Annotated in this window: 12 protein-coding genes; 2 read left to right on the top strand and 10 right to left on the bottom strand. The window is 63.1% G+C overall.

From position 1 onward, the window contains the following. Nucleotides 1-7: 7 nt before the first annotated feature. Genes AWB67_RS13085 through AWB67_RS13065 form a run of 5 tightly spaced genes read right to left on the bottom strand, consistent with a single transcriptional unit; the run spans nucleotide 8 to nucleotide 5,242 of the window. The gene (locus tag AWB67_RS13085) at nucleotides 8-1,630 is read right to left on the bottom strand and encodes a GMC family oxidoreductase (protein WP_087656669.1); all 1,623 of its coding nucleotides are present in this window, start codon (nucleotides 1,628-1,630) and stop codon (nucleotides 8-10) included. A gap of 13 nt (nucleotides 1,631-1,643) precedes the next feature. Continuing rightward, nucleotides 1,644-2,423 (bottom strand): 3-ketoacyl-ACP reductase, encoded by a 780-nt coding sequence (locus tag AWB67_RS13080; protein ID WP_087656668.1) that lies wholly within the window; start codon nucleotides 2,421-2,423, stop codon nucleotides 1,644-1,646. A 9-nt stretch (nucleotides 2,424-2,432) separates the two neighbouring features. Then, nucleotides 2,433-3,539, bottom strand: coding sequence for an ABC transporter ATP-binding protein (locus tag AWB67_RS13075; RefSeq protein ID WP_087656667.1), 1,107 nt, complete (start codon nucleotides 3,537-3,539; stop codon nucleotides 2,433-2,435). A 2-nt stretch (nucleotides 3,540-3,541) separates the two neighbouring features. Then, nucleotides 3,542-4,405 carry a carbohydrate ABC transporter permease gene (locus tag AWB67_RS13070; RefSeq protein ID WP_087656666.1) on the bottom strand — a complete coding sequence of 288 codons (864 nt, stop codon included), beginning with the start codon at nucleotides 4,403-4,405 and terminating at the stop codon, nucleotides 3,542-3,544. Nucleotides 4,406-4,459: 54 nt separating this feature from the next. After that, entirely contained in the window at nucleotides 4,460-5,242 is a 783-nt protein-coding gene (locus AWB67_RS13065) for a carbohydrate ABC transporter permease (protein ID WP_374729817.1), read from the bottom strand. On the opposite strand from AWB67_RS13065, the gene AWB67_RS41825 reads away from it, so the two are divergent. Continuing rightward, nucleotides 5,232-5,423: a hypothetical protein gene (locus AWB67_RS41825; RefSeq protein WP_235025140.1), complete on the top strand. Its 192-nt coding sequence runs from the start codon at nucleotides 5,232-5,234 to the stop codon at nucleotides 5,421-5,423. The two genes, AWB67_RS13065 and AWB67_RS41825, sit on opposite strands and share 11 nt — an antisense overlap. A gap of 81 nt (nucleotides 5,424-5,504) precedes the next feature. Here the strand turns inward: AWB67_RS41825 and AWB67_RS13060 are convergent, their stop codons facing one another. From AWB67_RS13060 to AWB67_RS13040, 5 genes are all read right to left on the bottom strand, one after another. After that, nucleotides 5,505-6,761, bottom strand: a complete 1,257-nt coding sequence (locus tag AWB67_RS13060; protein ID WP_087656664.1) for an ABC transporter substrate-binding protein — start codon at nucleotides 6,759-6,761, stop codon at nucleotides 5,505-5,507. A gap of 83 nt (nucleotides 6,762-6,844) precedes the next feature. Next, nucleotides 6,845-8,386 carry an aldehyde dehydrogenase family protein gene (locus AWB67_RS13055; RefSeq protein ID WP_087656663.1) on the bottom strand — a complete coding sequence of 514 codons (1,542 nt, stop codon included), beginning with the start codon at nucleotides 8,384-8,386 and terminating at the stop codon, nucleotides 6,845-6,847. 1 nt (nucleotide 8,387) lies between these two features. Then, entirely contained in the window at nucleotides 8,388-9,170 is a 783-nt protein-coding gene (locus AWB67_RS13050) for an enoyl-CoA hydratase/isomerase family protein (protein ID WP_087656662.1), read from the bottom strand. After that, nucleotides 9,163-10,755, bottom strand: coding sequence for an acyl CoA:acetate/3-ketoacid CoA transferase (locus tag AWB67_RS13045; protein WP_087656661.1), 1,593 nt, complete (start codon nucleotides 10,753-10,755; stop codon nucleotides 9,163-9,165). Before AWB67_RS13045 ends, AWB67_RS13050 begins: the two co-directional genes overlap by 8 nt. Nucleotides 10,756-10,776: 21 nt before the next feature. Beyond that, nucleotides 10,777-11,793: a Gfo/Idh/MocA family protein gene (locus AWB67_RS13040; protein ID WP_087656660.1), complete on the bottom strand. Its 1,017-nt coding sequence runs from the start codon at nucleotides 11,791-11,793 to the stop codon at nucleotides 10,777-10,779. Nucleotides 11,794-11,895: 102 nt separating this feature from the next. Between AWB67_RS13040 and AWB67_RS13035 the strand changes: the two genes are divergently transcribed. After that, nucleotides 11,896-12,987 carry a LacI family DNA-binding transcriptional regulator gene (locus AWB67_RS13035; RefSeq protein ID WP_235025135.1) on the top strand — a complete coding sequence of 364 codons (1,092 nt, stop codon included), beginning with the start codon at nucleotides 11,896-11,898 and terminating at the stop codon, nucleotides 12,985-12,987. The last annotated feature ends 52 nt before the right edge of the window (nucleotides 12,988-13,039 follow it).

Genomic DNA, 13,039 nt, shown 5'->3' with positions numbered 1-13,039 from the left:
GAGCCTCTCAATGTCTGGATTGGATGATCATGTCGGCGGCTTTTTCGGCGACCATGATCGTTGGTGCATTCGTGTTGCATGACGGCACGAACGGCATGATCGATGCGTCCACCACGCGCAGTCCTTCGAGGCCGATGAGCCGGAGATCGGGCGTCACGACGCTGTCTGGATCGCTCGCGGCGCCCATGCTGCACGTGCCGACCGGATGGTGGTCGGTCTTCGCGTTGGCACATGCGTACTCGAACAGTTCCTGATCCGAGTTCGCGCGTGAACCGGGGAGGATTTCGCTTTGCACGTAGCGCCTCATCGCAGGCGCGCCGATGATGTCGCGTGCAAGGCGCAATCCCTTGATCGCCATGTCGCGATCGTGGGGATCGGACCAGTAGTTCGGATCGAGCAACGGCGCGGCCGCGGGATCGGAACTCGACAGCCTGACGGTTCCGCGCGAACGTGGCCGCAGATAGGCCGTATTCAACGTGACACCGGCGTTCTTGAGCTTCGCGATGCCCGCTTCGATGCCTGACCCCAGCCCGAGGTGAAACTGGATATCGGGCGACCGGTCGCGCGACGGCGAATCGCGGTCCGCGTACCAGAATCCGCCGGTCTCGAAGAGGCTCGATGCGACCGGCCCCTTCTTCAGCACCAGATACTGCAGCGCGGCCCAGGCGGCGTTATGCAGCTTGTTGTATTTGTCGTAGGTGTGGTCGCCCGTGCACTCCGCGATGACGAAGAGGTCCAGATGATCCTGCAGGTTCTCGCCGATGCCTCGCAAATCGTGAACCGGTTTCACACCGACCGATTCCAGATGCGCAGCCGGCCCGATCCCCGATTGCATCAGCAGCTTCGGCGACCCGATCGCGCCCGATGACACGATGACCTCGCGCGCGGCGAGAACGGTTTGCGGATCGCGGCTGTCACCGACGACGATCTCGACGCCGATAGCCCGCTTCGCCTCGACGAGCACGCGCAACGTTCTGGCCTGCATCCATACAGTGAGATTCGAACGCCCGAGCACGGGCTTGACGAACCCCGTCGCAGCGGACGACCGGCGCGCATCGAGTTGCGTCAACTGGTAATAGCCGAGGCCCTCCTGGCACGCGCCGTTGAAATCGGGGTTGAACGGAATGCCCAGTTCCTGTCCCGCCTGAAAGAACGCTTCGCAGATCGGCAACGGGCTGATCGGATTCGACACTCCGAGCGGTCCGCCGTACGCGTGATACTCGTTGGCGAAGCGCTGGTTGTTCTCCGAGCGCTTGAAGTAGGGCAGCACGTCGCGATAGGACCAGCCGGTCGCGCCGGCCTTGAGTTCCCAGTCGTCGTAGTCGGCGGGGACGCCGCGCGTGTAAAGCTGCGCGTTGATGGACGAGCCACCGCCGATCACCTTCGCCTGCGTGAAGCGCAGGACGCGATTGTTGAGATGCTTCTGCGGCACGGTGTGCCATCCCCACGAGCCGATCCCCTTTGTCATCTTCGCGAAGCCCGCGGGCATCGCGAAGAAAGGATGGCGGTCGGAGCCGCCGGCTTCGAGCAGCAGGACCTTGACCGCCGGATCGGCGGAGAGCCGGTTGGCAAGCACGCATCCCGCCGAGCCGCCGCCCACGATCACGTAGTCGAATGTCGTCGTTTTCATGTCAGTCAACTTCTCAAAAGACGGGAATGGAGAGACCGCCATCCACGTTCAGAACGCTTCCCGTGGAGAACCGGAACGTGCCGTCGGCGAGAGCGGCGACCGCCTTTCCGACCTCCGCGCTTTCGCCCCATCGACCGCTTGGCACGAGGCCTTCCGCGAAGCGCGCCTCGTACTTTTGCGCGACGCCCTCCGTCATCGGCGTTCGGATGATCCCGGGCCGCACTTCGAATACGGCGATTCCCGCGCTTGCGAGCCGTAACGCGAGAAGCCGCGTCATCATCGGCAGGGCGGATTTGGAGAGGCAGTACTCCGCCCGCTCGGGCGACGCCATTTCCGCCGACACCGACGACACCGTGATGATCGAGCGTGGATGGCTGGATTCGGTCGATGCCATGTGCCGCGCGACCGCCTGCGACATGAAGAACGTGCCGCGCAGGTTCACGCCGACGACCATGTCGAACGCTTGCGGCGACACGTCGAGCAGATCACCGCGACTCGGCGAGCCGATACCTGCGTTGTTCACAAGACACTCGATGCTTCCGTTGAAGCGAACTGCCTTGCGAACCACATCGGCGTGGGACTCGACTTCGTTCAGATTGCTCTGCACGAAAAGCGCCTTTCGTCCGCGCGCTTTCACCATTGCGCACGTTTCGTCGACATCTTCATCACGCACGATGTCGGTAAAGACGACGTCGAATCCCCGCGCCGCCATCTCGACACAAACGGCCCGGCCGATGCCTCTGCGTCCGCCGGTTATCAACGCGGTCGGCGACCGCGATTCGGAATCACTCATGGCTGCCCCTCAGCGAATGCGCTCTTCGGTCTCGGCGTCGAACAGCACGAGCTTCGACAGGTCCACGCGCAATTCGCACTTTTCTCCCGGCGCATGCGGCATATCCGCGCCGAGCCGCGCCGACACTTCCATGCCGCCCATTTCGAGCACGGCGAGCGTGTCAGGGCCGGTCGGTTCGAGGACGAGAATCGTGACCGGCACATTGCGCAGCGCCGAAGCGGACCGCTCGTTCTCGACGCCGATCGCTTCCGGCCGCAAGCCCGCGAGGACCTTCTTCCCGGCGTACCGCGCAACGGCATCGGGTTGCGGCGGCAACTCGACGTCGATCGTCTTGTCGCCTTCGCCGAGCAGGAGATGCAGCGCGCCATTCTTGCCCGCGATCCGCGCGGGAATCAGGTTCATCGACGGCGACCCCATGAAGGTCGCGACGAAGGTATTCGCCGGCGTGTTGTACACCTCGGAGGGCGTGCCCAACTGCTGAAGAATGCCACCCTTCATCACGGCGATACGCGTGGCGAGCGTCATTGCTTCGATCTGGTCGTGCGTCACGTAGACGATCGTCGAGCCGAGCCGCTGATGCAGCTTCTTGATCTCGGTGCGCATATCGACGCGCAGCTTCGCATCGAGATTCGAGAGCGGTTCGTCGAAGAGGAAGATCTTCGGATTGCGGACCAGCGCGCGGCCCATCGCGACGCGCTGACGTTGACCACCAGACAACTGGCCCGGCCGCCGATTCAGCAGGTGTTCGATCTGCAGAAGCTTGGCCGCATCCTGCACCGACTTTTCACGGTCGGCTTTCGGAACCTTGCGCATTTCAAGGCCGAAACTGATGTTCTGCGCGACCGTCATGTTCGGGTACAGGGCGTAGCTCTGGAACACCATCGCGATGTCGCGTTCGCTCGGATGAAGATCGTTCACCTGGTCGTCGTCGATGCGGATCTCGCCGCTCGAGATCGTGTCGAGACCCGCGATCAGTGAAAGCAGCGTGGATTTTCCGCAGCCCGAAGGTCCGACGAGCACCAGAAAGTCGCCATCGTTCACGTCGATGTTGATTTCGCGCAGGATCTCGGTCGGACCGTAGGCCTTGCGTACTTTAGAAATGTGCAGAGAAGACATGTTTACCCCTTGACCGAGCCGGCCATCAGACCGCGAACGAAGAATCGACCACCCACGACATACACGAGCAGCGTGGGCAACGCGGCAATCATTGCCGTCGCCATCTGGACGTTGTATTCCTTGACACCAGTCGATGTGTTGACAATGTTGTTTAGCGCCACCGTGATCGGCGCGGAACTGCCCGTCGTGAACGATGCGCCAAACAGGAAGTCGTTCCAGATATTGGTGAACTGCCAGATCACCGTCACGGTAATGATCGGGATGGAATTCGGCAGCAGGATCCGGAAGAAAATACGAAAGAAGCGCGCACCGTCGATCATCGCTGCCTTGACCAGCTCGTCGGGAAACGCGATGTAGTAGTTCCGGAAGTACAGCGTGGTGAAGCACAGTCCATACACCACGTGGACGAACACCAGTCCCGGAATCGATTGCGCAAGACCGACCTTGCCGAGAAACGACGCCATCGGGATCAGCACAATCTGAAACGGGATAAAGCAGCCGAACAGGACCAACCCGAAGAGCGTGTTGGCCCCCTTGAAACGCCACTTGGTCAGCACATAGCCATTGAGCGCACCGATGAGTGTCGATAGTGCGACCGCGGAAAAGACCATTCGGAACGAATTCCAGAAGAAGCCCTTGACGCCCGAGCAGTCGAGGCCCACGCACGCGGAGCCCCACGCCTTCTGCCACGCCTCGGTCGTCCACTGGTGGGGCAGCGCAAGAATGTTCCCCGCATAGACCTCGGGCAGCGGCTTGAACGAGGTCAGCATCATCACGAGCAGCGGCACGAGATACACCACGGCCGTAATGAGCAGAAGCGTGTATATGAAGATTCGTGAGATGTAGTCATGCTTGCCGACCACCATCTGCGAGTCAAAAGTTTTAGCCATCACTGTCTCCTTGAGGCTGTGGATATTCGTTCAATGGCCGTCGTTCTTGCGACGCGGTCTCATCTCGGAGTAAAGGTACGGAACCATGATGGCCGCCACCGTGCAGAGCATCATCACGGCGCTTGCGGCGCCCATGCCCAGTTCGTTTCGAGTGAAGGTGAACGAGTACATGAAGGTGGAAGGCAATTCGGTTGAGTAACCAGGGCCTGCACCGGTCAGCGCGATCACCAGTTCATAGCTCTTCACAGCCAGGTGGACAAGAATCACAAAAGCTGAAATAAAGACCGGACGCAACTGCGGAATGACGATCCGTCGGTAGATTGCAGGCATGCGCGCACCGTCGATCGATGCGGCCTTGATCATCTCCTGGTCGATGCCTCTGAGGCCCGCGAGAAACATCGCCATGACGAAACCTGAGGCTTGCCAGACCGCGGCAATCACCACCGTGAAGATAGCCATCTGGTCGTCGATGATCCAGTTGAATTCGAAGCTCGACCAACCCCAGTCGTGGAAGAGCTTCGTCAGGCCGAGCCCCGGATTGAGAATCCACTTCCACGCCGTTCCCGTGACGATGAACGACAGCGCCATCGGGTAGAGGAACAGCGCGCGGAGGCCGCCTTCAGCGCGGATTCGCTGGTCGAGCAGGATGGCAAGGCCAAGCCCGAGCGCCATGCATAACACGACGTACAGCGATGCGTAGATGCCCAGGTTGTTGATCGCGACTTGCCAACGAGGGTGCTCCCAGACGCGCGAGTACTGAAGGAAGCCCGCCCAGTTAAAGTTGGCGAAGGCCCGCGAGCGGGTGAACGACAACACCGTCGTCCACGCGATGAACCCGTACACGAAGACGAGCGTGATGACGAGCGTCGGACTGAGAACGAGCTTCGGCAGGATCGCTTCGAAGCGGTTGCGCAGCGACGAACGCTTTATCGCCGTTCGCGTGCTGGGCGAGGTTGCTGCGGGGGCGGAAGGCGCCACGTGGGCGCGATTTTGAAATGACATGGCATCACCTGAACGTCGAGTACAGCGGATGGGACGGATGCCGCGTGCGGCATCCGACTCGCCGGGGCAAGCGCTACTTCGAATTGTTCACAGCGGACACGAGCGCCTTCACGGCGTCCGCGGACGACTGGTTCGAATTGAAGAAGTGCGTCACCACGTCGTACACGGCGGTTTTCGGGCCGTCGGGCATCGCGTGACCGTGGGCGAAACTGCCGACCATCGCGTCGGCCTTCAGCGCCGAGCGCAAGTCGGTCATCGACTTCTTGCCGCATTCGTCGAAGCCGTCTTCCGGCACGTCGAGCCGCGCCGGAATCGAGCCCTTGATCTGGTTGAAGCGGGCCTGGACGCCCTTGTCCATGATGGTCGAGGCGAACGCCTGCTCGCCCGGCACGCTCGCTTCACCCTTCTTGAACGTCGCGAACTGGTCCGTGTTGAAGATAAAAGTGCCTTCGGTGCCGGGATACTGGAAGCACAGGTAATCGACGTTGGCCTTCTTCCCTGCCGATGCGAATTCGCCCTTGGCCCAGTCGCCCATGATCTGCATCGCGGCCTTGCCGCTGATGACCATCGACGTCGCGAGGTTCCAGTCGCGTCCCGGGAAGTTCGGATCGACCATGCCGCGCAACGCGCGCATCTGGTCGAACGCCTTTTCCATCGTCTTCGATCCGAGCGCGCCGGTGTCGAGCTTGACGAGCGCCTGCTGGTAGAACTTCGGGCTGCCCGCGGACATCACGGCGCTGTCGAAGATCGTTGCTTCCTGCCACGGCTGGCCGCCGTGCGCGAGCGGGATATAGCCGGCCTTTCGGATCGCGGCTGCGGCCGTCACGAGTTCGTCGAAGGTTTTCGGCGGCGCGAGCTTGAGTTCATCGAAAATCTTCTTGTTGGCCCAGATCCAGTTCGTGCGATGCACGTCGACCGGCGCGGCAATCCAGTGGCCGTCCACTTTCGAGAAGCGCTGGATCGGCGGCGGCACGAGCTTGTCCCAGCCTTCCTTCGTCGCGACCGGATCGAGGTTCGCGAGATAGCCTTCGGCCGCGTACTCGGGAATCGTGAAGCCGAGCATCTGGATCGCGTCAGGCGGATTGTTCGACGCCACGCGCGCCTTCAGCACCGTGCGGGCCGCCTCGCCGCCGCCGCCCGCGATCGGGCTGTCCTTCCACGCGTAGCCGCGCTCCTTCAGGTTGTCCTTCAGCACGCCCAAAGCCTTGGCTTCGCCGCCGGACGTCCACCAGTGCATGACTTCGACCGTCTTGGCATCGGCGGCGAGCGCGGACGCGCCGTGACCTGCGAGCAGGGTTGCAGCAATCGCGATGATTTGCTTCTTGAACATTTTCGTCTCCATGATGAGGTTCCCTTCTTTCGAGGGATATTTCTGAGTTCACTGCTTTGGATTGGCGTGCCCCTTAGTGCTTTTCAGGCGGCGCTACGCGGTAACCACCAGTTCTTCCGCTCCCCAATGTGGAGCTGGATCGTCTTGGTCTCTGTGTAGTCCTCGACCGCCTGCTTGCCCAGTTCGCGCCCGACGCCGCTCGACTTGAATCCGCCGAAGGGCAACTCCGGATAGCCATCGAGAAACGTATTGACCCAGACCGTTCCGGCATCGACGCCGCGCGCGACCGTGAGGCACGTATCGATGTCGCGGCTCCAGACGGCGGCGGACAGGCCGTAGGCGGTGTCATTGGCGATGTCGACGGCCTGCGCTGCATCGGAGAAGGGGATGACGACGAGCACCGGACCGAAGATTTCGTCGCGCGCGATACTCATGGCGGGCGTCGCGTCGGTGATGATGGTCGGCTCCAGATAGAGGCCTTTCGCGTCGTAGCGCTTGCCGCCGAGGCGCAGCCGCGCGCCCGCCGCGACGCCTTTCTCGATGTTGCCGAGGATGTCGTTCAACTGGTTTTCGCTTACGATCGCGCCGATCTTGCTGTCCGGGTGCAGCGGATCGCCGACCGGAACCTGCCGTGCACGCTCGATCACAGCTTCAGCAAACCGCTCGGCGATCGATTCGTGAACGATGACCCGGCTGCCGCTGTTGCAGCATTCGCCGGCGTTGAAGTACACGCCGAAGACGACCGCATCGACCATCGCGTCCCAGTCGCAGTCGGGGAAGACGATCTGCGGATTCTTGCCGCCGAGTTCGAGCGCGACTTTCTTCAGGTTCTTCGATGCCAACCCGCCGAGCATGCTGCCGACTCGCGTGGAACCGGTGAACGAGAGCATGTCGATGGCGGGATGTTCGGCGAGCGGCTGTCCTACGGTCGGACCTTTACCGGTCACCACGTTGACGACGCCCGGCGGCACGCCTGCTTCCTCGAGAATCTCCATCAGGATGACGGTGGTGCTCGACGTCAGCTCGCTCGGCTTGACGATGCAGGTGCAGCCGGCGGCGAGCGCGAAGGGCAGCTTCTGCGAAAGAATCCAGATCGGGAAATTCCACGGCGTGATCAATCCGACCACGCCGACCGGTTGACGCAGCACGATGCCGAGCATGTCTTCGCCGAGGGTGTCGTAGGCATCGCCGCTGGTCGTGCGGGCGAGGCTCGCCGCGTATTCCCAGAGATCGACGCAGCCCGATACTTCGCCGCGTGCTTGCGTCAGCGGCTTGCCCGTTTCGAGCGATTCGAGCAGTGCCATTTTTTCGACGCGCGCCTTGATGCCCTGCGCGACCGCGAGCAGCACTCGCGCACGTTCGACGCCCTTGAGCTTCGGCCAGGGCCCATGCCGATATGCGTTCTCGGCGGCATTGATCGCGGTTTCGACATCGGCCGCAGTCGCCTCGGGAAACGAGCTGACAGCGTGACCATGCGCGGGACTGAGGCGTTCGAAGCGCTGTCCGTCGGCGGATTCGGTCCACTTGCCGTCGATGTACATCCGGCCGGTGAACGCTTCGTGCTTCGGCGCTTCAGCCATGCTCAAAAGCGCGGAAGCGGCGGGAACTGCAAGTTGATTCGTCATTTCAGTGACCCTCGTAATTCGCGTTGCGACGTTCGCGAAAGCTCGCCATGCCTTCCCGCGCGTCATTCGTCGTTGCGGACAGCGCTCCGGCCATGGCTTCCAGCGTGGCACCCGCCCCGAAGCCGGAAGCGGCGTTGATCAGTTGCTTGGTCAGTTGCACGGAGACCGGCGCGAGCGTCGCGATCTTTTCCGCGACTGCGAGAGCCGCGCGAAGCGACTGCTTCGGATCGGAGACTTCGTCGACAAGGCCAATCGCGTAGGCGCGCTGCGCATCGATCCTGCGGCCCGTCAGCGCAAGCGACTTCACGTGGCTCGGGCCGATCAGCGAAACGAGCCGCTGCGTGCCGGACCATCCGGGACACGTCGCGATGCTCGCTTCGGGCAGCGCGAAGGTTGCGGCCGGATCGGCGACGCGCACGTCCGCGACCGCCGCAAGTTCCAGCCCGCCGCCGAACGCGGGACCGTTGATGGCGGCCACGACGGGCAAGCGCAACGCAGCCCACCGGTCGAAAATGCGATGACCCCGCGCAACCCACACGCGCCACATGTCGAGCGGCGCCAACGCCGCCCATTCGTTGATGTCCGCGCCGACGCAGAACGCCCTCTCTCCGGCGCCCGTGAGCATGACGGCGCGCAGCGTCGCATCGGATTCGAGGCTGGCCGCCGCGGCTTCGAGCTCGTCGAGCATGGAAGGCGTGAGCGAATTCAGCTTCTCGGGACGATCGAGCGTGACGACCGCGACCGGTCCTGTACGTTCGATCTGGATGAATCGACGCTCAGCCATGACGTGCCTCCTTGAGCTTCAGGCCGAACGGCGCATCCGTGAAAATCGCCGCATCCATGACCTTGAGCGAAGGCGAGACGCGCAACTCGATGTCGGATTGATCCAGCACGTCGCGCCGCAGGTCGATGCCGGGTGCGATCTCGGTCACCTCCAGTCCGGCGTCGCTCAGGCGCACCACACATCGCTCGGTGATGTAGAGCACTTCCTGCCCGCGCTCACGGCCCATCCGCCCGCTGAACGTCACGTGATCGACGTCGGCGATGAATTTCTTCTTGCCTTCCTTCACGATCGTGAGGCGCCCGTCGCCGACTTCGAGCTTCGCGCCCGCCGTGAAGAAGCCGCTGAACACGATGCGCTTCGCATGCGTCGTGATGTCGATGAATCCGCCGCAGCCCGCCGTCAGATACGGCTTGCTCGGCAGCTTCGACACATTGACGTTGCCCGCGCGATCGACTTGCAGGAACGAGAGCAGCGAGACGTCGAATCCACCGCCCTGGAAGTACACGAATTGCGACGGCGACGGCATGATCGCGTCCGCGTTGCCCGAGCATCCGAACGCGAAGCCGAGTAGCGGAATGCCGCCGACCGCGCCTTGCTCGATGACCCACGTCACGTCGTCGCGATAGCCTTCTTCGAGCACGATGCGCGGCACGTTCGCCGAGATGCCGAAGCCGAGATTCACGGCGTCGTTGTGCGCGAGTTCCATCGCGGCGCGCCGCGCGATCACCTTGTCCGCGTTCCACTCGGCGAACGCGAACGCGCTGTCCGGCAGCTTCACTTCGCCGCTGATCTCCGGGTCATAGTTGATCTGCGTGGTCTGCTTCTGCTCGGGGTCGACCACGACATAGTCGACGAGGTTGCACGGAATGTGTACCGCCTGCGTGTGCAGCGAGCCGGCCTTGACCACGCGCTTGACCTGCGCGATCACGATGCCGCCGTTGTTGCGCACGGCGAGCGCCTGATCGCGTCCGCCGAGGAGCGCGCCTTCGTGCTCGAACGAGAGGTTGCCGCGCTCGTCGGCCGTCGTGGCGCGCACGATGGCGACCTGCGGCACGAAGTTGCGGTAATACAGCCACTCTTCGCCGGCAAACGAAACCTTCTCGACGATCGGGTTCTCCGCACCCAGCGCATTCATCGCGCCGCCTTGCCGCGCCGGATCGACGAAGGTATCGAGTCCGACCTTCGTCAACACGCCCGGGCGCTTCGCCGCGACTTCACGGTGCATGTCGAACAGCACGCCGCTCGGCAGGTTGTAGGCGCGGATATCGTTGTCGACGATCATGTGCCAGATGTCAGGCATCGGCAGGCTCGACGGACCGCTCGGAAACGAGCCGGCGATCACGCAATCGACGAGCCCTTTCTTCGCGACGTGATCGATGCCCTTGATCCCGTACATGTCGCCGGCGGCGATCGGATGGAGCAGCGTCAGGCGGCGCGGATGGTTCTCATTGTCGAAACGCGCGCCGATCGCGGCGAGCATCGCATCCGGACAACCGAGGCCGCTCGATGAACTGACGGTGACCGTGTCGCCGTCGTTGATCAGGCTCGCTGCCTTCTCCAGTGAAATGACCTTGCTAGAAACCACGGTGCGTCTCCTCTGACGTGCTCAACGGGCAAATTGATTCGGAACGCGGACGTGCTCGCCCGCTTCGGCGGACTCGACGAGCGCGAGCGCGGTGACGAGCGAGCGGTATCCGTCGATGCCGGTCGCGGCCGGGCTTTCCCCGTCGCGGATCGCGCGATGAAACTGGGCGACGGAAGTCGCGTAAAGGTTGGCGTGATCGATGGCGACGTCGTGCGTGCCTTCGGCGTTGCGCAGTTGCACGTCGCCGAGCGGGCGCTGTGTCATCACGTCGCGCGCGAAGAGCGACCCTGCCGTGCCGTGGACTTCGAGGCCCGTCGGGGCGAAGGGGACGGTGAAGGCGTCGTGGATCTGGGCAAGCACGCCGTTCTGGAAGCGGATGATCGCCATCACGCCGTCGGCGAGACCCGCCGCGCCCATGTGTCCCGACGAGGTCATCGCGTTGACTTCGACCGGTTCGTCGTCGAGAAGGAAGCGCAGCGTATCGACGTCGTGAACCGAAATGTCGAGCACGACGCCGCCGCCCGCGTCCTGGCGCTCGACGCGCCATCCGCGCAGATGCGGCGGCAGCGACACCGCGTGAAAGACGCGCACGAAGAGCGGCGTGCCGACGGCGCCCGCGCGAATCAGTTCGCGCATCTTGCGATGCGTCGCCGCGCAGCGCAGATGGTGGTTGGTGCCGAGCACGACTTTCTGCGCGGCGCACGCTTCGATCATCTGCGCGGCTTCGGTTTCAGCGAGTGCGAGCGGCTTTTCGCAGAGCACGTGCTTGCCCGCTTTCGCGGCGGCCAGCACTTGCGGCAGATGCTTCTCGTTGGTGCTGCTGACATAGACGGCGTCGATCGCGGGATCGGCCAGTACGGCGTCGAGATCGGTCGACGGCGCGGCAATGCCGTGTTTGTCGGCGAAGGCGCGAGCGCGCTCCGCTTGTCCGCTCACCACCGCTGCGATCGCGCCGCCTTGCAAGCGAATCGCATCGACCATCCATTCGTCGGCGATCGTGCTCGCGCCGATCAGCGCCCAAGTAACTTTTGTCGACATGTCTCTCTCCATTGGAACGTTCCAATTTCTGTCGTTGGATCGTTCCAATCAATGTAGTAGACTGGATTATCGATGTCAAACACTTTTTGGAACGTTCCAATTGTGCAAAGCAACATAAAGTCTGGTCCGACGATTCAGGACATCGCGGCGAGCGCGGGCGTTTCGAAGTCGACGGTTTCGCTCGTGCTTCAGGAAAGTCCGCGTATCAAGGCGGAGACTGCCGAGAAGGTGCGCGAGGCGGCCCGCAGTCTCGGTTACGTGTACAACCGCGGAGCTGCGGCGCTGCGAGGGCGTCGGAGCACGACGATCGGCATGGTGATCAACGACCTCACGAATCCGTTCTTCGTTGAGTTGCTGGTCGCGATCGAGCGGGTGCTCGCGCAGGCGGGCTACACGACGCTGATGGCGCACACCGCCGAAAGCGTCGCGACGCAGACGCGCGTGCTGCGCTCGATGCGCGAGCAGAACGTCGCGGGCCTGATCATGTCGCCCGCATTGGGAACCGACGATCAACTGCCGCGCGAGATCCAGTCGTGGGGCATTCCGCTCGTGCTCGTGATGCGGCCGATGGGCGTCGACGTCGATACCGTCGGTGTCGATAACGGCTACGGGTTTGCGCTCGCCACCGAGCACCTGATCGGCGAAGGGCATACGCGGATCGCGTTCGCCGGGCATCGCGCGGGTTATGCGGTGGCGAAGCAGCGTCGGGAAGGCTTCATGTCGGCGATGGCGAAGCACGGCTTGCCGGTCGCCGACGATTGGATCATCGACGTCGAACTGACGCCCGAAGGCGGGCGCCAGGCGGTGCGCGCGATCTTCGAGATGAAGCCCCGGCCGACGGCGGTCGTTTGCTACAACGATCAGGTGGCGATCGGCGTGCTGCACGAACTCGACAGGATGGGCAAACGCGCGGGCAAGGCGCTGGCGGTGGTCGGCTGCGACAACGTGGTGGCTGCCGAGCATACGAATCCGCCTCTGACGACGCTGTCCGCAGGCGCCGACAAGCTCGGCTCGATGGCGAGCGAGACGCTATTGGCGCGGCTGAATGAATCCGCAGACGATGAAAAGCCGACCGTGCAGTTTTTCGCGGTGCCGGAATTGGTCGTACGGGAGTCGAGCGTCGGTGCAGGGACGCATCATGCGAACGCCGGGTCGAGGGCAGGCAGGCGCCGCGAGGTCGCTGAAGGCGATTGATAGCCGCATCGCGCGCAGGGCGTATTGATGCTGATCAACCGCATGGCACTCG

Origin of the sequence: Caballeronia terrestris, from assembly GCF_001544515.1 — a bacterium.
Taxonomy (GTDB): domain Bacteria; phylum Pseudomonadota; class Gammaproteobacteria; order Burkholderiales; family Burkholderiaceae; genus Caballeronia; species Caballeronia terrestris.
The sequence above is the reverse complement of the archived record's forward strand: the minus strand, read 5'-3'. Positions and strand labels throughout refer to the sequence as shown.